The sequence below is a fragment of the Pandoraea sp. XY-2 genome (assembly GCF_004193915.1).
Taxonomy (GTDB): domain Bacteria; phylum Pseudomonadota; class Gammaproteobacteria; order Burkholderiales; family Burkholderiaceae; genus Pandoraea; species Pandoraea cepalis.
Genome location: NZ_CP030849.1, coordinates 1780344 through 1801898 on the forward strand (window position 1 = coordinate 1780344; position 21555 = coordinate 1801898).

Annotated in this window: 20 protein-coding genes and 2 pseudogenes; 15 read left to right on the plus strand and 7 right to left on the minus strand. The window is 64.0% G+C overall.

Annotation, left to right across the window (positions count from 1 at the left end):
- Window positions 1-68 precede the first annotated feature (68 nt).
- Entirely contained in the window at window positions 69-1244 is a 1176-nt protein-coding gene (locus DRB87_RS08120) for a VWA domain-containing protein (RefSeq protein WP_130025542.1), read from the minus strand.
- A 13-nt stretch (window positions 1245-1257) separates the two neighbouring features.
- Window positions 1258-2100 (minus strand): MoxR family ATPase, encoded by an 843-nt coding sequence (locus tag DRB87_RS08125; protein WP_130025543.1) that lies wholly within the window; start codon window positions 2098-2100, stop codon window positions 1258-1260.
- A 281-nt stretch (window positions 2101-2381) separates the two neighbouring features.
- On the opposite strand from DRB87_RS08125, the gene DRB87_RS08130 reads away from it, so the two are divergent.
- Together DRB87_RS08130 and DRB87_RS08135 are read left to right on the plus strand one after the other, a co-directional pair.
- Window positions 2382-2747, plus strand: a complete 366-nt coding sequence (locus DRB87_RS08130) for a cytochrome c (protein WP_017234928.1) — start codon at window positions 2382-2384, stop codon at window positions 2745-2747.
- 25 nt (window positions 2748-2772) lie between these two features.
- Window positions 2773-3186, plus strand: a complete 414-nt coding sequence (locus DRB87_RS08135; RefSeq protein ID WP_017234929.1) for a c-type cytochrome — start codon at window positions 2773-2775, stop codon at window positions 3184-3186.
- A gap of 236 nt (window positions 3187-3422) precedes the next feature.
- On the opposite strand, the gene DRB87_RS08140 is transcribed toward DRB87_RS08135, so the two are convergent.
- Window positions 3423-3854, minus strand: a complete 432-nt coding sequence (locus DRB87_RS08140) for a DUF1841 family protein (RefSeq protein WP_130025544.1) — start codon at window positions 3852-3854, stop codon at window positions 3423-3425.
- Between the two features lie 203 nt (window positions 3855-4057).
- Here DRB87_RS08140 and DRB87_RS08145 point away from each other — a divergent pair.
- Window positions 4058-4953, plus strand: a pseudogene (locus DRB87_RS08145) (DMT family transporter).
- A gap of 91 nt (window positions 4954-5044) precedes the next feature.
- Window positions 5045-5638 (plus strand): malonic semialdehyde reductase, encoded by a 594-nt coding sequence (locus tag DRB87_RS08150; RefSeq protein WP_017234931.1) that lies wholly within the window; start codon window positions 5045-5047, stop codon window positions 5636-5638.
- 130 nt (window positions 5639-5768) lie between these two features.
- On the opposite strand, the gene nth is transcribed toward DRB87_RS08150, so the two are convergent.
- A complete protein-coding gene (nth, locus tag DRB87_RS08155) occupies window positions 5769-6413 on the minus strand; it encodes an endonuclease III (RefSeq protein WP_017234932.1) in 645 nt (214 codons plus the stop codon).
- Window positions 6414-6478: 65 nt separating this feature from the next.
- Window positions 6479-7371: pseudogene (gene rsxB / locus DRB87_RS08160) on the minus strand (electron transport complex subunit RsxB).
- A gap of 104 nt (window positions 7372-7475) precedes the next feature.
- On the opposite strand from rsxB, the gene DRB87_RS08165 reads away from it, so the two are divergent.
- Window positions 7476-8114 (plus strand): TetR/AcrR family transcriptional regulator, encoded by a 639-nt coding sequence (locus DRB87_RS08165; RefSeq protein ID WP_130025545.1) that lies wholly within the window; start codon window positions 7476-7478, stop codon window positions 8112-8114.
- Window positions 8115-8221: 107 nt separating this feature from the next.
- Here the strand turns inward: DRB87_RS08165 and DRB87_RS08170 are convergent, their stop codons facing one another.
- Together DRB87_RS08170 and DRB87_RS08175 are read right to left on the minus strand one after the other, a co-directional pair.
- Entirely contained in the window at window positions 8222-9463 is a 1242-nt protein-coding gene (locus DRB87_RS08170; RefSeq protein ID WP_130025546.1) for a polyhydroxyalkanoate depolymerase, read from the minus strand.
- A 218-nt stretch (window positions 9464-9681) separates the two neighbouring features.
- Window positions 9682-10881, minus strand: coding sequence for an amino acid aminotransferase (locus tag DRB87_RS08175; RefSeq protein ID WP_130025547.1), 1200 nt, complete (start codon window positions 10879-10881; stop codon window positions 9682-9684).
- A 320-nt stretch (window positions 10882-11201) separates the two neighbouring features.
- Between DRB87_RS08175 and uvrB the strand changes: the two genes are divergently transcribed.
- The 10 genes from uvrB (at window position 11202) to hscA (ending at window position 21532) form a co-directional block, all read left to right on the plus strand.
- Complete coding sequence (uvrB, locus tag DRB87_RS08180) at window positions 11202-13289, plus strand: excinuclease ABC subunit UvrB (RefSeq protein ID WP_130025548.1); 2088 nt, start codon at window positions 11202-11204, stop codon at window positions 13287-13289.
- Window positions 13286-13762, plus strand: a complete 477-nt coding sequence (locus DRB87_RS08185; RefSeq protein ID WP_165385261.1) for a low molecular weight protein-tyrosine-phosphatase — start codon at window positions 13286-13288, stop codon at window positions 13760-13762. Before uvrB ends, DRB87_RS08185 begins: the two co-directional genes overlap by 4 nt.
- A gap of 78 nt (window positions 13763-13840) precedes the next feature.
- Window positions 13841-15949: a site-specific recombinase gene (locus DRB87_RS08190; protein WP_130025549.1), complete on the plus strand. Its 2109-nt coding sequence runs from the start codon at window positions 13841-13843 to the stop codon at window positions 15947-15949.
- A 115-nt stretch (window positions 15950-16064) separates the two neighbouring features.
- Complete coding sequence (gene iscR, locus DRB87_RS08195) at window positions 16065-16592, plus strand: Fe-S cluster assembly transcriptional regulator IscR (RefSeq protein ID WP_017234962.1); 528 nt, start codon at window positions 16065-16067, stop codon at window positions 16590-16592.
- A 30-nt stretch (window positions 16593-16622) separates the two neighbouring features.
- A complete protein-coding gene (locus DRB87_RS08200) occupies window positions 16623-17846 on the plus strand; it encodes an IscS subfamily cysteine desulfurase (protein WP_130025550.1) in 1224 nt (407 codons plus the stop codon).
- A gap of 18 nt (window positions 17847-17864) precedes the next feature.
- A complete protein-coding gene (iscU, locus tag DRB87_RS08205) occupies window positions 17865-18272 on the plus strand; it encodes a Fe-S cluster assembly scaffold IscU (protein ID WP_017234964.1) in 408 nt (135 codons plus the stop codon).
- A 31-nt stretch (window positions 18273-18303) separates the two neighbouring features.
- Window positions 18304-18627 carry an iron-sulfur cluster assembly protein IscA gene (gene iscA, locus DRB87_RS08210; RefSeq protein ID WP_017234965.1) on the plus strand — a complete coding sequence of 108 codons (324 nt, stop codon included), beginning with the start codon at window positions 18304-18306 and terminating at the stop codon, window positions 18625-18627.
- Window positions 18593-18838, plus strand: coding sequence for a DUF3565 domain-containing protein (locus DRB87_RS08215; RefSeq protein ID WP_130025551.1), 246 nt, complete (start codon window positions 18593-18595; stop codon window positions 18836-18838). Before iscA ends, DRB87_RS08215 begins: the two co-directional genes overlap by 35 nt.
- Before the next feature lie 199 nt (window positions 18839-19037).
- Entirely contained in the window at window positions 19038-19568 is a 531-nt protein-coding gene (gene hscB, locus DRB87_RS08220) for a Fe-S protein assembly co-chaperone HscB (protein WP_130025552.1), read from the plus strand.
- Between the two features lie 86 nt (window positions 19569-19654).
- Window positions 19655-21532 (plus strand): Fe-S protein assembly chaperone HscA, encoded by a 1878-nt coding sequence (gene hscA / locus DRB87_RS08225; protein WP_130025553.1) that lies wholly within the window; start codon window positions 19655-19657, stop codon window positions 21530-21532.
- Window positions 21533-21555: the final 23 nt, after the last annotated feature.

The following is a 21555-nucleotide window of genomic DNA, read 5'->3' on the forward strand; positions in this document are numbered from 1 at the left end:
TGGGTTCTTGTTACGTTGTTGGTGCGTTGCGTTGCCTTGCCGCGCCCTGCGACGTCGGGCGGCGAGCCTTACTTGCTCAGCGCGCGCATGGCCGACTCCAGTCCTGCGAGCGTGATCGGATACATGCGGCCGGCGAATACCTGACGAATGACCGAGATCGACTGGCGATATTGCCATATCGCCTCGGGCTCCGGATTGAGCCAGGCGTGACGCGGGTAGCGGTCGATGAAGCGGCGTAGCCACACCGCCCCGGCTTCTGCGTTGTTGTACTCGACCGAGCCGCCTGCCTGCAGCACTTCGTAAGGACTCATCGTGGCGTCGCCCACGAAGATCAGCTTGTAGTCGGGCGGGTATTTGCGCAGCACGTCCCACGTGTCGAAGCGCTCGTTGTGGCGGCGTCGGTTCTGGCGCCACAAATAGTCGTAGACGCAGTTGTGGAAGTAGTAGAACTCGAGATGCTTGAATTCGGATTTCGCTGCGGAGAACAGCTCTTCGGTACGCGCGATGTGGTCGTCCATCGAACCGCCCACGTCGAGCAGCATCAACACCTTCACGTTGTTATGACGCTCCGGCACGAGCTTCAGGTCGAGCCAGCCGGCGTTGGCTGCCGTCGAGCGAATGGTGTCGTCGAGGTCCAGCTCCTGCGCGGCGCCCTCGCGCGCGAACTTGCGCAGGCGCCGCAGTGCCACCTTGATGTTGCGCGTGCCAAGTTCGACGGCGTCGTCGTAGTCGCGGTAAGTGCGCTGGTCCCACACCTTCACCGCCGTGCGATTGCCGTTGCTCTCGCCGCCGATGCGGATGCCTTCGGGGTTGAAGCCGCCATTGCCGAACGGCGAGGTGCCGCCGGTGCCGATCCACTTGTTGCCGCCTTCGTGGCGGCCTTTCTGCTCGTCGAACAGTTGCTTCAGGCGCTCCATGAGCTTGTCGATCCCGCCCAAAGCCTGAATGCGCGCCTTGTCTTCCGGCGACAATTCGCGTTGCATGCGCTTCTTGAGCCATTCGAGCGGCACCTCGCCCGAGGCGTCGACGATGTGTTGCACGCCTTTGAAATACGCGCCGAAGGCCTGATCGAACTTGTCGTAGTGCTTCTCGTCCTTGATCAGCGATAGACGCGCCAGATAGTAGAACTCGTCGAGCGAGGGCGCGATGACCTGACGCTGCAGCGCTTCGAGCAGCGTCAGGTATTCCTTGACCGAGACCGGCAGCTTCGCCGCGCGCAAGGTATAGAAGAAGTCGATCAGCATGACGGCGGCGCGCTTAACGATTGGCGCGATTCATGAAGACGAGGCGCTCGAACAGGTGCATGTCCTGTTCGTTCTTGAGCAGGGCGCCGGCCAGTGGCGGAATCGCGAGCTTGTTGTCGGCGCTGCGCAGCGCTTCCGGGCCGATCTCCTCGGCCATCAGCAGCTTGAGCCAGTCGATCAGCTCCGAGGTCGACGGTTTCTTCTTGAGTCCGGGAATATCGCGCACCTCGAAGAAGGTCGCCATCGCGGCGTTCACCAGCTCGCGGCGAATGTTCGGGAAATGCACGTCGATGATCGACTGCATCGTCGACGGCTCGGGGAACTTGATGTAGTGGAAGAAGCAGCGGCGCAGGAAAGCGTCGGGCAGCTCCTTTTCGTTGTTCGACGTGATGATGACCAGCGGGCGGTGGCGTGCCTTCACGAGCTGGCGCGTCTCGTACACATAGAACTCCATGCGGTCGAGTTCGCGCAGCAGGTCGTTGGGGAATTCGATGTCGGCCTTGTCGATTTCGTCGATCAGCAGCACGACGGGCTGGTCGGCCTCGAAGGCCTGCCAGAGCACGCCCTTGACGATGTAGTTGGCGATATCGCGCACCCGCTCGTCGCCCAGTTGCGAATCGCGCAGTCGCGAGACGGCGTCGTATTCGTACAGGCCTTGCTGGGCCTTGGTGGTGGACTTCACGTGCCATTGCAGCAGTGGCATGTCGAGCGCGGCGGCGACTTCCTCCGCGAGCATCGTCTTGCCGGTGCCGGGTTCACCCTTGATGAGCAGCGGTCGTTGCAGTGTGGCCGCCGCGTTCACGGCGAGCTTGAGGTCGTCGGTCGCGACGTACTGGGAAGAGCCTTCGAAGCGCATTGTCTGAGCCGTCCGCAAACAGCCGGCCTACCGGCCGGGCAGGGAAAAAGTTCAGTATAAGACATTGCGCATACGGCTCGCTCGGACAGCGGAAATCGGCTGTGACATCAAAGGCTTGCGGGAAAACTTCGGAGAACTGTGCGGGTCAGCCCCGAGTTTGCGGACCGAAGGCTGTGGGTTACAATCGATTGCTTTTTTCACAGGACGGTGGCCTTGGAGTCGGGCCGTCGACCTGCGTGTTGCGGGCCGGTATTCCAACCAAAAACGTTCCCAAGAAGACCATGAAAAAGTTCCTCACGATGATGGCGCTGGCGCTCGGCAGCACGTCGTTCATGTCGCTCGGCGCGGCGCATGCGGCCGATCTCAAGCCCAATCTCGACGCGGCGAAGGACAAGGTCGCCATGTGTATTGGCTGCCACGGCATTCCCGACTATCGCACCGCGTTTCCCGAGGTCTATCACGTGCCCCGGCTCGGCGGACAGAATGCGAAGTACCTTGAGAACGCCCTGAAGGAGTACGCCAAGGGCGACCGCAAGTTCCAGACGATGCATGGCATCGCAGCCACGTTGACCGAGCAGGACATCGTCGACATTGCCGCCTACTACGCGGCGCAGACGGCGTCGACGCCGGTCAATCCCCAGAAGTAAAACGTGCGTGGCTGAGGAGAACACGATGAAGCATTCGATGGTAAAGGCCGCCGCGGCGGCATCCCTGGCGCTCGGCGCCGTGCTCGCGGGTGGGGTCGGCTCGGCGTTTGCCGCCGGCAACGTCGCCAATGGACGCGCGCTCGTCGAGAAAGGCATGTGCGTGAGCTGCCACGGCGCCAATCTGAACGCGCCGATCAGCCCTGAGTATCCGAAGCTGGCCGGTCAGTATGCAGACTACGTTTATAACGCGCTGCGGGCGTATCAGAACGAAACCAGCCTGATTTACGGTCGCAGCAACGCGATCATGAAGACGCAGGTCATGTCCAATCCCGCCACGGTCGGTAAGGACGGCAAGCCGCGTCCGTTCACCTCGCAGGAGTTGCGTGATATTTCGGCCTATGTCGAATCGCTGCCCGGCGATCTCGTCACGAAGAAGTAAGCAGACCGGCCGCGCTATCCGGCATCAGGCACGACGGTGACCCTCAGGGGGACCGTCGTCGCTTTTCATGGGCGTGAATGGGGGGAGCGTCGCTGTCATCGGGGCTGTCGGTCGGCGTTCGTCGCTCACGAGCCGTCGATACGTCGATGTGCCGACGTGCCTGCCTCCCGATGTACCTATCCACCTATCCGCCGATAAGCCGATAAGCCGATAAGCCGATAAGCCGACGTTGGCGCTCAGCGCGACGCTTGCTGCTCGATACGCTGCAGGTAGGCGTCCGAGTCGGGCGGCTGGCCGCTGCGTTGCGCTTCCCAGAGCGTTTGTCCCAGGCACTCCATGATGCGGTGCTGCGCCTCGTGGGGCGAATCGAGCCGTTGGCTCAGTTTCTCGTAGGCGGCACGAATGCCCGGCGGCTGGTCGATCGAGACCTGCTCGCTGATCGCCAGATGCATCGACAGATGCAGGAACGGGTTCGTCTGCCCGGCCTCGGGCGAGTAGTCGCGGGCGTTGGCGTCTTCGGTGTCGGACAACGCGTCGTGATACTCGGGATGGGCTTGGATCCAGTCGGCGGCCATGGTCTCAAGCGGCGTGAGAATGCTGCCGCTGCGCTGCTTTTGCCAGGTGGTGCAGAAGAATTGCCGGACTTCGTCACGGCTCGGATTGAACATGGGGACTCCGTGGGGTTCTGATGTCGCCGCTTGCGGCGCGCCGCCCCTTGACTACAATGGCGGATCGATCGCTGCCGTGCATCGTGCCAGGCGCAGGGGAAACGCGCCGCCAACGCCTGAAAATCTCGCCGTATTGTCGCTCAATTTATCCAGTCATGTCGCAAAGCCCTCGCGCGCACGCGCCCTCCGGCAACGCCGCCGTCATGCCGCCGGCCCCCCGTCCCTCGGCCTGGACCGGCGTCGCGCTGATCGCCGTGTCGGCGTCCGCGTTCGGCGCCATGGCCATCTTCGCACGGGCGGCGGCGGCGTCCGGTGCCGACATCTTCGCGATGCTGTTGTTTCGCTTTTTCGTCGCCGCGGTCCTGCTGCTGGCCTGGTGTCGGTTGCAGCGGGTGCGCTTCCCGTCGCGCCGTCAGGCGCTCGGCATTGCGCTGATGGGCGGCATCGGCTACGTCGGCCAGTCGCTTTGCTATTTCGGCGCGCTGCAATACGCGCAGGCGTCGCTCGTCGCGCTGCTGCTCTATCTCTACCCGGTCTTTGTGACGATTTTGGCGGCCATCTTCCTCCATGAACGCCTCACGCCCGTGACGCTCGGCGCGCTCGCGCTCTGCTCGCTGGGCACGGCGCTCACCGTCGGGGGGGACAGGGGCAGCCGCTGGGCATGGCGCTGGCCGTGGTGGCGGCGTTGATCTATTCGGGCTACATCGTGATCGGCACGCGGTTGACACGCGGTGTCGATGCCCGCGCCACGGCAACGCTCGTCTGCCTGGCGGCCACCGTTTCCTTCGGAGCGATGGCGGCGGTGCGAACCACGCAAGGGCTGCCGCTGCACTGGCCCGCAGGCGCCGGGGGCTGGGCGGCGCTCGCGGCCATTGCGGTGTGTTCGACGGTCGTTGCCATTCTGACCTTCTTCGCTGGTTTGCAACGACTGGGGGCGGGACGCGCCTCCATGCTCTCGACGCTGGAGCCGGTCGTCACGGTGCTGCTCGCGGCCATGCTGCTGGGCGAAACGCTCACGGCGGCACAACTGGGCGGCGGCATGCTGATTCTGGCGGGCGTGGTCTGGCTGTCGGCGCGTGGCGCCGCCGCAACCCCCTGATCTCGCGGGCATTTTTGCCACGTCAGCGCGTGTCGCGCGGCAACGGTACAATCGCCGGTCATTCGCCACTCATCTCCCGAGGTCCATTGTCATGAGCATCATCGCCAAAGAAGCCATCGCCCAACTATTCACCGATGCCCGCACGCACAATGTGTGGCTCGACAAAACGGTCAGCGATGAAACGCTGCGTGAGCTGTACGACCTCGTCAAATGGGGCCCGACCTCGGCCAACACCACGCCCGCGCGCGTGGTCTTCGTGAAGAGCCCGGAAGCGAAGAACAAGCTGCTTGAATGCATGGCGCCGGGCAACGTGGACAAGACCCGCACGGCGCCCGTGACGGCCATCATCGCGTACGACCTGAAGTTCTACGAGCACCTGCCCAAGCTGTTCCCGAACGGGGCCGACAAGATGGTGCCGATGTTCTCGGGCGACCCCGCCAAGGCTGCCGGTGCCGCGCACATGAACAGCTCGCTGCAAGGCGGCTACTTCATCCTCGCTGCCCGGGCGCTGGGCCTCGACTGCGGCCCGATGGCCGGTTTCGACGCACAGAAGGTCAACGACACCTTCTTCGGCGGTACCGAGTGGCGTGTGAACTTCATCTGCAATCTGGGCTACGGCGATCACGGCAAGCTGTTCCCGCGCAATCCGCGTTTGTCGTTCGACGAGGCGGCGCGCATCATCTAAGCAGGATTTGTCGCGCGCCGCGCGTATTCTCGGCGCGTACAGAACAAACGGGCGGTCCCGATGTCGGGACCGCCCGTTGTCATTTGTGTCGTCTGCGTCGTTTGCGACGGCGTTACCGGGGGAGCGCCGGTCAGCCCTTCGGCGCGGGTGTCTTGGGGCGGAAGTCGCACAACGGCTCGATGGCGCAGTGCCAGCACTCCGGCTTGCGCGCCTTGCACACATAGCGGCCGTGCAAAATGAGCCAGTGGTGCGCATCGTGCTTGAACTCGCGCGGGATGACGCGCTCCAGCGCCAGTTCCACGGCCAGCGGATCCTTGCCAGGCGCGAGACCCGTGCGGTTCGCCACGCGGAAGATGTGCGTATCGACAGCAATGGTGTCTTCGCCGAACGCGGTATTGAGCACGACATTGGCCGTCTTGCGACCGACGCCCGGCAGCGTTTCGAGCGCTTCGCGCGAGCGGGGCACTTCGCCGCCGTGCGCGTCGAGCAGCAACTGGCAGGTGGCGATGACGTTCTTGGCCTTGGTGCGGTACAGCCCGATCGTCTTGATGTAATCGGCAACCCCGGCCTCGCCCAGCGCAAGCATCTTTGCCGGGGTGTTGGCCACCGCGTAGAGCTTGCGTGTGGCCTTGTTTACGGAGACGTCGGTCGCCTGGGCCGAAAGCAGCACGGCGATCAACAACTCGAATGGCGACGTGTACTCCAGCTCCGTCGTCGGATGCGGATTCAGTTGCTGCAACGTTTCGAACAGGGCGCGTCGTTTGGCGTCGTTCATGGCGGGTGGCGCGTGGGTTGGGGCGTCTGTCTTGTTATCAGGTGACGGCGTGTGCGGCCGCCCGCCTAGACTTTTTGCGGGGCGCTGTCGGCCCCCGAGGGGGCGGCATCGTCGTCTGCGCTGAGGCCCAGGCGTTTGCGACGGGCTTCCGCTTCGTCGATCTGTGCCTGCACGGCGGCCGAAACGTGCGTCGTGTTCTTGGGCGCGAGCCCTTCGGCCGCCAGCGCGGCCTTTTTCTCTCTCGCGCGCGCCAAAGCCGCTTGAATGATGGCCTGCTTGCGAGCTGCGGCCGCAGCGGCTTCATCGGCGACGGGGAAGGCGCCGGCGCCACGTCGCCCGTTTGCACTACCGGCGACACATCTTGCCCCGAGGCGGGCGCCGAAGGCGTGCCGGGCGCTGCGGGGGCAACCCGCGCCGCGCGCGCGGCCAGCCGCGCTTCCCGCGCTGCCCGATCCTTCGCGAGACGGGCCTGATTCACCTCGAAATGCGAGCGCGCGTCGTCGGCTTGCGTTTGCGACCAGGCGTCCCAGCCGGTGCGCTCGCCGGTGACCGGCACCATGTCGATGCAGTCGACGGGGCAGGGCGGCACGCAGAGATCGCAGCCCGTGCAACGGTCCTCGATCACGGTGTGCATCAGTTTGGCGGCGCCGACAATGGCGTCGACCGGGCAGGCCTGCAGGCAGAGCGTGCAACCGATACACAGCGATTCGTCGATGACGGCGCGCGGCCGGGGACGCTCTGCGCCATTGTCCGGATTCAGCGCGATGATGGGGCGATCCAGCAGCTTGGCCAGACGCGCCACGCCCTCGGCGCCGCCGGGCGGGCACTGGTTGTAGCTGGCCTGGCCGCTGGCGATGGCGTCGGCATACGGGCGGCACCCGGCGTAACCGCACTTGGTGCACTGCGTCTGGGGCAAAAGGGCATCGATGCGCTGCGCGAGCGCGCTAACTTCGGACACGTGGTTTGAGGGGGATTCGGCGGAAAGTCGAATTATCCTGCATTTTCCGGAAACACTGAAACCGATGTGCCATAATTCCGCCCGATGAGAACGACCGGCCGATCATGACTACACCTCAAACCAAGATCAAACGCGACCCCGAACGCACGCGTCAGCGCATTCTTGCTGCGGCGATCGAGGAGTTTGCGGAGCGGGGTTCAAGCGGTGCGCGCGTGGACAGCATTGCACGCCGGGCCGACATCAACGAGCGCATGTTGTATTACTACTTCGGCAACAAGGACCAGCTCTATCTGGCGGTGCTCGAGGAGGTCTATGGCGAGTTCAACCGCGCCGAACACGCGCTCAGGCTGGATGTGCTGGCGCCGCTCGACGCCGTGGCCGAACTGGCCCGCTTCGTGTGGGACTATTACGCCGACCATCCGGAACTGATTCGGCTCATCAACAACGAGAATCTGCACGACGCGAAGTCGATGCGTCAGTCGACCGAGATTCGCCAACAGGTCTCGCCGATTGTGGAGCTGCTCGCACAGACGCTCAAGCGCGGCGAAGCCAGCGGCGAAATCCGGCCGGGCGTCGATCCGGTCGATCTGTACGTGACGATCTCGGCAATGGGCTATTACGTGATGTCGAACCGCCACACGCTGTCCATCGTGATGGGGCGTGATTTCATGGCCGGCGACGCGCGCAAGTCGTATTCGTCCTTCAATACGCAAATGCTGCTGGATTCATTGCGTACGCGATGACCGATTAAGCGTGCGGCGCTTGCCGTAGGCTCGTTAAAACAAAACCGCCGCGAGGGCCGAAGCCCCGCGGCGGTTTTGTCATGGCCGCCCGGCGAACCGGTGACGGTTCAGGCGTGCTTGGCGATGAAGTCGCGAATCTGCGGATAAATCACGCTGCGCCAACGGCTGCCCGAGAAAATGCCGTAATGACCGCAAGCCGGGGCGGTAAAATGCGCCCGCCGTTTGGCGGGGATGCCGATGCACAGCTCATGCGCGGCCTGCGTCTGTCCGCTGCCGGAAATGTCGTCCAGCTCGCCTTCGATGGTGAAGAGCGCCGTGGTCTTGATGTCTTGCGGACGAACCCGTTGGCCAGCCACATCCCACGTACCTCGCGCGAGGCTGAAGTCCTGGAAAACGGTCTTGATCGTGTCGAGGTAGTACTCGGCAGCCATGTCGAGCACCGCGTTGTACTCGTCGTAGAAGCGACGATGCGAGTCGGCGTCGTCGTTGTCGCCGCGCACCAGATCCAGATAGAAATCCCAGTGCGACGTGAGGTGACGATCAGGGTTCATCGCCACGAACCCGGCGTGCTGAAGGAAGCCCGGATAGACCAGCCGGCCCGAGCCCGGATAATTGGCGGGCACCGGATGGATCACGTGATTCTCGAACCACTCGTACGACTTGTTCGTCGCCAGCGAGTTGACCGACGTCGGACTCTTGCTCGCGTCGATCGGGCCGCCCATCATCGTCATGGTCTTGGGCGTCGTTTCGCCATTCGATGCCATGAGCGAGATGGCGCCGAGCACCGGCACGGTGGGTTGGCACACCGAAATGACGTGCAGGTTCTCCGCGCCGATGTGGCGAATGAACGCCTGGATGTACGCGACGTAGTCGTCAAGATGGAACGCGCCGGCCTCGAGCGGCACCATGCGCGCATCGACCCAGTCGGTGATGTAGACCTTATGGTCCTTGAGCAGCGTGGTGACGGTGTCGCGCAGCAGCGTGGCGTGGTGGCCGGAGAGCGGCGCGACCACGAGCACGACCGGGTCGTCCTTGAGCTGCCCGACGGCGCCGGCATCGTCGGCGTACCGCTTGAAGCGCAGCAGGCGGCAGAACGGCTTTTCCATTGCCGTGACTTCCACGACCGGAATATTGTGACCGTCGACTTCGACGGCCTTGATATTGAATTCGGGTTTCTCGTAATCCTTGCCGAGCCGGTAGAGCAACTCGTATCCCGCGGCGATGCGGGGCGCGCCCGGCATCATGGCCAGCAGGCTGCTCGGATTGACAAACGTGGTCGCCGCTGCCTTGGCCCAAGTGGTGAGGGGGTTCAACCACGCACGGTTGTATTCGTGAATCTGATACAGCATGTTGTGAGCCCAGAGGCGGATGGTGAGCGAATTATGCAACCGTTTATCGCGGCTGTGCAACGCAGCATAACCCTGATATATGGCATTTCTGCATCATTGCGATAGCTTTTGACTATTTTGACAATTGTTTTCAATTATCGTTGCTGCGCTGCAACAAATTGGGGTGCAAAAAAAGCCCGCCGGGTGGCGGGCTTCGACTTCGACGATGCCGGATGGGCTTAGCGCAGCACTTGGGCGATGGCCGAGGCGACGCGGTCGATGTTCTTGTCGTTGAGCGCGGCCACACAGATACGGCCCGTGCTCACGGCATAGATGCCGAACTCTTCACGCAGGCGTTCGACCTGGTCGGCGGTGAGGCCCGAGTACGAGAACATGCCGCGTTGTTTGATCACGAACGAGAAATCGCGCTCCACGCCATGCGCACGCAGCTTCTCGACCAGGGCGAGACGCATCGCGCGGATGCGCTCACGCATTTCGGCCAGTTCCTCTTCCCACAGCGCGCGCAGTTCGGGGCTGCCCAGCACGGCGGCGACGACCGATCCGCCATGCGTCGGCGGGTTCGAGTAGTTGGTGCGGATCACGCGCTTGAGTTGCGAGAGCACGCGGGCCGATTCGTCCTTGCTGCCCGTCACGATCGACAAGGCACCCACGCGTTCGCCATACAGCGAGAACGACTTCGAGAACGAACTCGACACGAAGAAGTCCAGGCCGGTGGAGGCGAACAGGCGCACCACGGCGGCGTCGGCGTCGATGCCGTCACCGAAACCTTGATAGGCGATGTCGAGGAACGGCACCAGTTTGCGGGCCTTCACGACCTCGACGACTTGCGCCCACTGGTCCATCGACAGGTCGACGCCGGTCGGGTTGTGACAGCAGGCGTGCAGTACGACGATGGTGCCTTCGGGTTCCTTGCCGAGCATGTCGAGCATGCCCGCCAGGTTCACGCCATGCGAGTCGGCGTCGTAGTACGGGTACGAGACGACGTTGAAGCCGGCTTGGCTGAACAGCGCACGGTGGTTTTCCCAGCTCGGATCGCTGATGGCGACGGTGGCATTCGGGTTCAGTTGCTTGAGGAAGTCAGCGCCGATCTTGAGGGCGCCGGTGCCGCCCAGGGCTTGCGCGGTGACCACGCGGCCTTCGGCCAGCACGGGCGATTCCTTGCCGAACAGCATTTCCTGCACGGCCTTGTCGTAGGCGGCAATGCCTTCGATCGGCAGGTAGCCGCGCGGCAGACCGGCGGCCACGCGTTGTTCTTCGGCGGCCTTCACGGCCTTGAGCAGGGGGAGCTTGCCTTCCGCATTGAAATACACGCCCACGCCCAGGTTCACCTTCTCGGTGCGGTGATCGGCGTTGTAGGCTTCGTTCAGGCCAAGGATGGGGTCGCGCGGGGCGAGTTCGACAGCGGAGAACAGGGTCATTTCGACGGCTCGAGGCAGGTAGTAGGAAAACGCGGCGGGTCGGCGGCATCAGACGCGCGATCAGCTCAACGCGACATTTTAGCGAAGATTCTCCACGCTTGTGGGAAACACCGGCCCACGCCGCGCGAAATTGCCCGCTTTCGGCACGAAAACTGCCACGTATTGCCAGAAATTGACGACATCGCCCTGTCGTGGGCCATGTGGCGACAGCGTCGGCTCTGATTCGCGCCGCTGCCCGATCCGTTGTCACCCATGGGCCTCAGGGAATCGTCCGACGCGCTAGAATGCTCGATTACGTCCCACACGCTTGCGCGCTCGCCATGACTCCTGCGGCTGACCACGATCTCGACGAAAGCAAGTTCCTGACGTTTCCGGACTCGCCTTATCAGCTCTACTGCCCATTCGACGCGGCCGGCGATCAGCCGGCGGCCATTGCCCAGTTGACCGAGGGCGTGGAGGACGGGCTCGCCTTTCAGACCCTGCTTGGCGTGACCGGCTCGGGCAAGACGTTCACGATGGCGAACGTCCTGGCGCGTCTTGGCCGGCCGGCCATCGTGTTCGCGCCCAACAAGACCCTCGCCGCGCAGCTTTACTCGGAATTCCGCGAGTTCTTCCCGCGAAATGCGGTGGAGTACTTCGTCTCGTACTACGACTATTACCAGCCGGAAGCGTACGTTCCACAGCGCGATCTCTTCATCGAGAAGGACTCGTCCGTCAACGAACACATCGAGCAGATGCGTCTGTCAGCGACGAAGAGCCTGCTGGAGCGGCGAGACGTGGTGATCGTGGCGACCGTCTCGGCGATCTACGGTATCGGCAATCCGAGCGAATACCATCGGATGATTCTGACGATTCGGCAGGGCGACAAGCTGGGGCAGCGCGAGATCATCGCGCGCCTGATCGCGATGCAGTACACCCGCAACGAAACCGACTTCGGTCGCGGCACGTTCCGCGTGCGCGGCGACACCATCGACATCTTCCCGGCGGAACACGCCGAACTGGCGTTGCGCGTCGACCTGTTCGACGACGAAGTCGATACGCTGCAACTGTTCGATCCGCTCACGGGACGCGTGCGGCAGAAGGTGCCGCGCTTCACGGTGTACCCGTCGTCTCACTACGTGACGCCGCGCGATACGGTGCTGCGCGCCATCGAGACGATCAAGGACGAACTGCGCGAGCGCCTCGACTTCTTCTACAAGGAAAACAAGCTGGTCGAGGCGCAGCGCCTTGAGCAGCGCACGCGCTTCGATCTGGAAATGTTGCAGGAGCTGGGTTTCTGCAAGGGCATCGAGAACTATTCGCGGCATCTGTCCGGCGCGGCACCGGGCGAGCCGCCGCCGACCCTCGTTGACTATCTGCCGCCCGATGCGTTGATGTTCCTCGACGAATCGCATGTCCTCATCGGGCAGTTCAACGGCATGTACAACGGCGACCGGGCGCGCAAGGAGAACCTCGTCAACTACGGCTTCCGGCTGCCGTCGGCGCTCGACAACCGTCCGCTCAAGTTTGCCGAATACGAACGCAAGATGCGTCAGGCCATCTTCGTGTCGGCGACCCCGGCCGATTACGAGGCAAAGCGCACCGGGCAGGTGGTGGAGCAGGTGGTGCGCCCGACCGGATTGATCGACCCGATCATCATCGTGCGTCCGGCGCAGACACAGGTCGACGATGTGCTGAGTGAGATCAACAAGCGCGTGGCCGTGGGAGAGCGCGTGCTTGTGACCACGCTCACCAAGCGCATGTCCGAGCAACTCACCGATTATCTGTCGGATAACGGGGTGAAGGTTCGCTATCTGCACAGCGACATTGATACCGTCGAGCGCGTGGAGATCATTCGCGATCTGCGTCTGGGCGCGTTCGACGTGCTGGTCGGGATCAACTTGCTGCGCGAGGGGCTGGATATTCCCGAGGTGTCGCTGGTGGCGATTCTCGATGCAGACAAGGAGGGGTTTCTGCGTTCCGAGCGGTCATTGATTCAGACGATCGGGCGCGCGGCGCGTAACGTCAATGGAACGGCCATCCTCTATGGCGACAAGATGACCGATTCGATGACGCGCGCGATCGGCGAGACGGAGCGTCGCCGTGCCAAGCAGATGGCGCACAACGAGGCGCACGGCATCGTGCCGCAGGGGGTGAAGAAGCGTATCAAGGACATCATCGACGGTGTCTACGACCCGCAGGACGCCAAGGCGGAACTCGCCGAAGCCAAGGAGCAGGCGCACTACCAGGACATGTCGGAAAAGCAACTGGCGCGCGAGATCAAGAAGCTCGAAAAGCAGATGCAGGAGCATGCGCGCAACCTGGAGTTCGAGAAGGCCGCCAAGGCGCGCGACCAGTTGCTGCACGTCAAGGCACTGGTCTTCGGCACCGATGGGGCGAGCGAGGCGGAGTTGGGGCCGAAGGCATGAAAACGACCTCTGTTCTCTTCGTCTGCATGGGCAACATCTGCCGCTCCCCCAGCGCCGACGGCATCTTTCGTCACCGGCTGGCCACCGCTGGGCTCACCGACGTGATCGCCGTCGATTCGGCGGGCACGCACAGCTATCATCTCGGTCACGCCCCCGACGAACGCACGCAGGCCGCTGCCGAGCGGCGAGGCTACGACCTGAGCGCACTGCGCGCGCGCCGCGTCGATGCCGATGACTTCGTGCGCTTCGAATGGATCGTGGCGATGGACGACGCCAACGTCGCCGAACTCGTGGCGCGCTGTCCGGCTGAGTATCGTCACAAGATCGTGCGTCTGATGGACTTTGCCACGCGGCACGACGCCACCGAAGTGCCCGACCCGTATTACGGCGGTGCACAAGGCTTCGAGACCGTGCTCGACTACATCGAAGACGGGCTCGACGGCCTGCTCGCCCATCTGGAAACGCAACGCTGAGCGTCAGCGACGTTGCTTTGCGCGGTCTGTCCTGTAGTACTGTGCTTTTCTCCTCCCCCTTCACCTCGTCTCCCATCGATGCTCACTTCGCTCACTTCGTACTGGCGTAAATGGCGCGCGTCGCGTCACGCCGGCCATCAGCTCGACGAACTGCTTGCGCACGCCGATCCGTCTGCGCCGCTGGCGGTCCGTAACCAATGGCTGATCGAATTGGCGCACTGGGTGCAAAAGCGCGGCGCCCTCGTCAACGAGGCGCGCGGGGAGGGGGAGGCGGCGCGCTATCGCCCGCACACGCGGCTGCGCTATCTGCTGCAGATGCTCGAGCGGAACCCCGCATGGCGACTCCCCGTGGCGCGCACGCTGCGCAGCGTCGTTGCCGAGAGCGACGCCATTTCGCTGCTGTGCGATACAGGCATGCCGGTGCGCCCAGGGTTTTGGGGGGCGCTGGTCGAGCGCGTCGAGAAGGCGCTGATTCCACCACCGCCGACGCGGCGCGATCTCTCGGCACTGTGCTCGCTGATGTTTCCCGATGGCGACGCCGCCGACTGGATCGCCGCCATGCCGCCGGCATTGCTGGCCGACCTCATCGCGCTTTTGCATGAAGGCGAGGACGAGGATGACAACGCCGACTGGAACCCTTTCGGCGAAGACTTGCTCGTCGCGATGCACCACCTCGTCGACCAGATTGGGTCGACCGGGCTGTCGCAGGCGGTGCGCTCGCGCCTGGCATATCCGCGCGCCACCGAATCGCCGTTCTACCAGATCGGACGCGCCATGCAGGCGCTCGAATCGGCTGGGCAGGCGTTCGCCCATGGTGCGCCACCGTCGCAGCACTTCGTGCAGCAGATCAACGTATTCCGCGCGCTGATCGACGACTGCGCGCGCGCGGCGCGTCAGGTCTATGCCCATCTGGACGAAAACGGCGTGAGCGTGGACATCGTATTTCAGGTCGAACGCACCAAGGCGCGGATCCGTCGGCTCGAGCGTCTGCTCGAAGCCTGGCTGACGCACGGCGAGAGCGGCGATCGCGCCGTCGCGCGGGTGCAGCTCCTCGCCGATCTGGTGCGTGCGAACCGGGCGAGCCAGAGCGTGGGCGAATTGGCGCGCACTTCGTTCGGGTTGCTCGCGCGCAAGGTCGTCGAGCGCAGCGCCGAGACGGGCGAGCATTACATCGCCCGAAATCGCAGCGAGTACTTCACCATGCTGAAGATGGCGTGCGGCGGCGGGCTGGTGACAGTGGTCACCGTCTACGTCAAGTTCCTGATTGCGAGCGCGCACCTGCCGAGCGTCGTCGAGGGGTTCCTTGCCGGGGCCAATTACGCGCTCTGCTTCCTGTTCATGCACTTCTGCCATTTCACGCTCGCGACCAAGCAGCCGGCCATGACCGCGCCGGCCATCGCCCGCAAGCTCGACGACGTCGACACGCCCGCCGGTATGGACGCCTTCGTGGGCGAGGTCATCGCTCTGGTGCGTACGCAAGCGGCGGCTATCTTCGGGAACCTGGCCGTGGTGTTCCCGTTCTGCCTGCTGGTGCAATGGACGGTGTCGGCGGCGCTTGGCATGAACACGATTCCGCCTGAAAAAGCCCATGCGACGCTGAATTCGTTCTCGATATTGGGCATCACGCCGCTGTTCGCGGCCATGACGGCGGTGCTGTTGTGGTTCTCCAGTCTGATTTCAGGCTGGGCCGACAATTGGTTTGCGCTGCACGGCATCGGGGATGTCCTGGCCTACAACCGACGACTGCGCTTCGTCTTCGGACGGAACGGGGCGGCGCGGCTGGCGGACGCATGCCGCCGTCACATTGCGCCGGTGCTCGGGAATCTGACGCTCGGCTTCATGCTGGGTCTCGTGCCGGCGGTGCTGACGGCGTTCGCGCTGCCGTTCGAAGTGCGCCACGTCACGCTGTCGACCGGCGCGATCGCGACGTCGATCGGCGTGCTGGGCATGCCGGTGCTGCGCGATCCGGCACTCTGGCTGGCCGTTGCCGGTGTCGGGTCGATGGCGCTGCTCAACGTCGGGGTGAGTTTCGCGTTAGCATTCCACATGGCGCTCAGATCGCGTCCCCTGCGAATGGGCGACCGCCGGCACATTCACCGTGCCCTCTGGCGCGCCGTGCTGCGCAATCCGCTGGTGCTGCTGTTCCCCCTGCGCGCCCCCCAGGCGAACGCGCGTCCCGAAAATTAGCAAATTTCCCAAATGGACGACGGAACTTTTGCAAAAAATGGGCCAGAAGTACTTGACTGATTTCGTAGGGAATTTATACTTGACGAAAATAGTCGAGATTAATCCCTGCATCCTCATGAGACTTACCACGAAAGGCCGTTTCGCCGTCACGGCGATGATCGACCTGGCCATGCGCCAGGACGCGGGTCCCGTGACGCTTGCGGGCATTAGTCAGCGTCAACGGATTTCCCTCTCTTACCTGGAACAGTTGTTCGGCAAGTTGCGCCGCCACGAGATCGTGGAGAGCGTGCGTGGGCCGGGCGGCGGATACAGTCTGGCGCGTCGCGCGGAAGAGGTGACGGTCGCGGACATCATCATCGCGGTCGACGAACCGCTCGACGCCACGCAGTGCGGCAGCAAAGGCAATTGCGAGAAGGGCCAGGACGGCCATCGCGGCCACTGCATGACGCACGAGCTGTGGGCAACGCTCAACCAGAAGATGGTCGAGTATCTCGATTCGGTTTCGCTGCGCGACCTCGTCGAGCAGCAGCGCAGCAAGCAGGCCCAACAGGCCGTGCTGCACGACACGCGCGAGTCCGGCACACCCAGCCAGACCATTGCCACGCGCATTCCCAATTCGGTCTTCGATATGGCCCGTTCTTAACTGGCGCCACGGCACGATCCTGGAGCACCCATGAAAAACGATACCCTCAACCTCCCCATTTACATGGATTACAGCGCCACGACGCCGATTGACCCGCGCGTCGTGGACAAGATGTTGCCGTACCTGCGCGAGCAGTTCGGCAACCCGGCATCGCGCAGCCACTCGTTCGGCTGGGCTGCCGAGCAGGCCGTGGAAGAGGCACGCGAGGAAGTCGCCAAGCTGGTGAACGCCGATCCGCGCGAGATCGTCTGGACGTCGGGCGCCACCGAGTCGAACAACCTCGCCATCAAGGGCGCGGCGCACTTCTACCAAGGCAAGGGCAAGCACCTCGTCACGGTGAAGACTGAGCACAAGGCAGTGCTCGACACAACGCGCGAGCTGGAGCGCGAAGGCTTCGAAGTCACGTATCTGGATGTCAAGGACGACGGTCTGCTCGATCTCGACGTCTTCAAGGCCGCGCTGCGTCCGGACACGATTCTCGTGTCGATCATGGCCGTGAACAACGAAATCGGCGTGATCCAGGACATCGAGGCGATCGGAGAGATCTGCCGCGAGAAGGGCATCATCTTCCACGTCGACGCCGCACAGGCCACGGGCAAGATGCCCATCGACCTGGCCAAGCTGAAGGTCGACCTGATGTCGTTCTCGGCACACAAGACGTATGGCCCGAAGGGCATCGGCGCGCTGTACGTGCGTCGCAAGCCGCGTGTGCGCATCGAGGCACAGATTCACGGCGGCGGTCACGAGCGCGGCATGCGTTCGGGCACGCTCGCCACGCACCAGATCGTGGGCATGGGCGAGGCATTCCGTCTGGCGCGTGAAGAGATGGCGACGGAAAACGAGCGCGTGCGCATGCTGCGCGATCGTCTGCTGCGCGGTCTGACGGAAATGGAAGAAGTGTATGTGAACGGCGACATGGAAAAGCGTGTGCCGCACAACCTGAACATCAGCTTCAATTTTGTCGAAGGCGAGTCGCTGATCATGGCGATCAAGGACGTTGCGGTGTCGTCGGGCTCGGCGTGCACGTCGGCCTCGCTGGAGCCTTCGTACGTGTTGCGTGCGCTGGGTCGCAACGACGAACTGGCGCACAGCTCGATTCGCTTCACGGTGGGTCGTTTCACGACCGAGCAGGAAGTCGACTATGTGGTCGATCTGCTCAAGGCCAAGATCGGCAAGCTGCGCGATCTGTCGCCGCTGTGGGAAATGTACAAGGACGGGGTCGATCTGAATTCGATCCAGTGGGCCGCACACTGAGCATTCAAGGAGTTAGCCATGTCTTACAGCAAGGAAGTTCTGGATCACTACGAAAACCCGCGCAACGTCGGTTCGTTCGAAAAGGGCGATGACGCCGTCGGCACGGGCATGGTCGGCGCACCGGCGTGCGGCGACGTGATGAAGCTGCAGATTCGCGTGAACGAAGCCGGCGTGATCGAAGACGCCAAGTTCAAGACCTACGGCTGCGGCTCGGCGATTGCATCGTCGTCGCTGGTCACCGAGTGGGTCAAGGGCAAGACGCTCGATCAGGCGCTCGATATCAAGAACACCCAGATCGCGCAGGAACTGGCGCTGCCGCCGGTGAAGATTCACTGCTCGATTCTGGCCGAAGACGCCATCAAGGCGGCCGTGGCCGACTACAAGCAGAAGCACGGCCAGACGGCCGAGCCGGCCAAGGCTGCGTAAGCGGCACGACGGATAAAGGAATCAGGCAATCATGGCCATTACATTGACCGAGAAGGCCGCGCAGCACGTTTCGCGTTATCTGACGCGGCGCGGCAAGGGCGTGGGCCTGCGGCTGGGCGTGAAGACGACCGGCTGCTCGGGCCTGGCCTACAAGCTGGAATACGCCGACGACGTGGCGGGCGAGGACACCGTCTTCGAGAGCCACGGCGTGAAAGTGATCGTCGATCCGAAGAGTCTGCCGTATATCGATGGCACCGAGCTGGACTTCGCGCGCGAAGGCTTGAACGAAGGGTTTCGCTTCAACAATCCGAACGTCAAGGATGAGTGCGGCTGCGGCGAGTCGTTCCGGATCTGACACCGCGCCGTTGCGCAAGATCGTCGGGTTCCGGCAGGACGACGAAGGCCAATGGGTCGCGCGTCTGGCGTGTGGGCATGGGCAACATGTCCGGCATCTTCCCCCGTGGCAGATCCGGACATGGACGCAAAGCGCGGCAGGTCGCGACGCGATGCTGGGTAGCCGGTTGCGCTGCCGCAAATGTGAGCGCGGCGAGCCGCCCGATGCGTGAGGCGGTGGGCTTCGCGTGGCGGCGGTCACCGTAGCCGCGAAATACGTCGCCGGACCGTCGGACGGTTCGGCGCCAAAGCAGCAGCGTAGGCAACCAGGCGGCGCGAGCCGCTTTTTTTACGGGCCGACGGCGGGGGGGCATGGCGCGCATGGCGCGACGTTCCCTCGCATGGGCGCCCTGGATGGATGATGAGTGCGCGATGAGTGCATTGACTGACAACTACTTCACGCTGTTCGATCTGCCGCAGCGATTTGCGCTCGACGCAGACGCGCTCGACACGGCCTACCGTGCCGTGCAATCGCGCGTGCATCCGGATCGATTCGCGAGTGCGAGCGATGCAGAGCGCCGTGTGGCCATGCAATGGGCCGCGCAGGCGAACGCCGCCTACCGCACGCTGCGCGACCCGCTGCAACGCGCGACGTATCTGCTCACGCTGCAGGGCATCGATGTGGGCGCGGAGAACAACACCGCGATGGCCCCCGATTTCCTGATGCAGCAGATGGAGTGGCGCGAAGCCATCGACGACGCCGTGGACGCGCGCAATATCGGCGCTCTGGAAACCCTTGCCAAATCGTTGCGCGAGGATCGTCGCGTGCGGCTGGCCAAGCTGGGCGACTGGCTCGAAAGCCAGGCGTGGCAACCGGCCGCCGAAGCCGTGCGGCAACTGATGTTCATTGCGCGCGCCGACGAAGACATCGCGCAGCGCATCGAAATGCTGGAAAACGCGTGACGGCCCGGTGCGGCGCCGTCACATGTCATTGAGAACTGCTTGAGAACAGGGCGGCCGCGCGAGCGCGTCGCCCGCATTGCAAAGTCATGGCCCTTCTGCAAATTTCCGAACCCGGCATGTCCCCCGCGCCGCATCAGCGGCGACTCGCCGTGGGCATTGACCTGGGCACGACGCATTCGCTCGTGGCCTCCGTACGTAGCGGTGTGGCCGAAGTGCTCCCGGACGAACAGGGCCGCGTGCTGCTGCCGTCCGTCGTGCGCTATCTGGGCGGTCCCCGTACCCAGATCGGCTACGACGCTCGTGCGGCCGCCGCCAGCGATCCGCGCAACACCATCGTCTCCGTCAAACGCTTCATGGGCCGGGGCCTGGCCGATGTCGCCCATGCCGACAACGCGCCGTACGATTTCGTCGACGCGCCGGGCATGGTGCAGATGACAACGGCCGGCGGCGTCAAGAGCCCGGTGGAAGTGTCTGCCGAAATTCTCGCCACGTTGCGTCAGCGCGCCGAAGACACGCTCGGCGACGATCTGGTGGGCGCTGTGATCACCGTGCCCGCTTACTTTGACGACGCGCAGCGTCAGGCGACCAAGGACGCCGCGCGTCTGGCCGGCCTCAATGTGCTGCGGCTGCTCAATGAGCCGACGGCGGCGGCGATTGCCTACGGTCTCGACAACGCGGTGGAAGGTCTTTACGCGGTCTACGACCTGGGTGGTGGCACGTTCGACATCTCGATTCTGCGACTGACGAAGGGCGTGTTCGAAGTGCTTGCGGCGGGCGGCGATTCGGCGCTTGGCGGCGACGACTTCGATCAGGTGATCTACCGCTGGGCGGTGGAAGCGGCCGGTCTCGACGCGGCTTCGCTCACGCCTGAGGATGTGCGCGGCTTGCTCGATCACGCGCGCACCGCCAAGGAAGCGTTGACCGACGCCGCGCAAACGACGATCGCCCTGACGCTGTCTGGCGAGCGCAACCTCGCGCTGACGCTCACGCGCGACCAATTCACGGCGCTGGGCGCGCCGCTCGTGCAACGCACGATCGGCCCGATGCGCAAGGCGTTGCGCGACGCCGGCATGGGCCCGGAGGACGTCAAGGGCGTCGTGCTCGTCGGGGGCGCCACGCGCATGCCGCAAGTGCGTGCCGCGGTGGCGACCTTCTTCGGACGCGAACCGCTGATCGATCTCGATCCGGACCAGGTGGTGGCGCTCGGCGCTGCCGTGCAGGCGAACCTGCTGGCGGGCAATCAGGCTGACGGTGACGACTGGCTGCTGCTCGACGTGATTCCGCTGTCGCTCGGTGTCGAGACGATGGGCGGCCTTGTCGAGAAGATCATTCCGCGTAACGCTACGATTCCCGTGGCGCGTGCGCAGGAATTCACCACGTTCAAGGACGGCCAGACGGCGATGGCCGTTCACGTGCTGCAAGGCGAGCGTGAGCTGGCGTCCGATTGCCGCTCGCTGGCCCGGTTCGAATTGCGCGGCATTCCGCCGATGACGGCCGGCGCGGCACGTATTCGCGTGACGTATCAGGTCGACGCCGACGGGCTGCTCTCCGTCTCCGCCCAGGAGTTGCACTCGGGCGTGGCGGCCTCTATCGAGGTCAAGCCGTCGTATGGTCTGGCGGACGACGATATCTCGCGCATGCTGCAAGACAGCTTCGGTTCGGCCGAGGCGGATATGCGCGCCCGCGCGCTGCGCGAGCAGCAAGTGGAAGCCGAGCGTCTGCTGGTTGCGATCGACAGCGCCTTGCAGGCGGACCCGGAACTGCTCGACGCCGACGAGCGCGCACAGATCGACGGCTTGCTGGCTGAGTTGCGCCAGAAGGCGTCCGGCGACGATCAGATTGCCATCAAGACGGCGACCGAAACGCTCTCGCATGCGACCGACGCGTTTGCCGCGCGCCGCATGGACAAGAGCATCCGCGCGGCGCTGGCCGGCCGGCGCGTGGCGGACATCGACAAACTGTAAGACACACACGGAAAGCCAAAGCC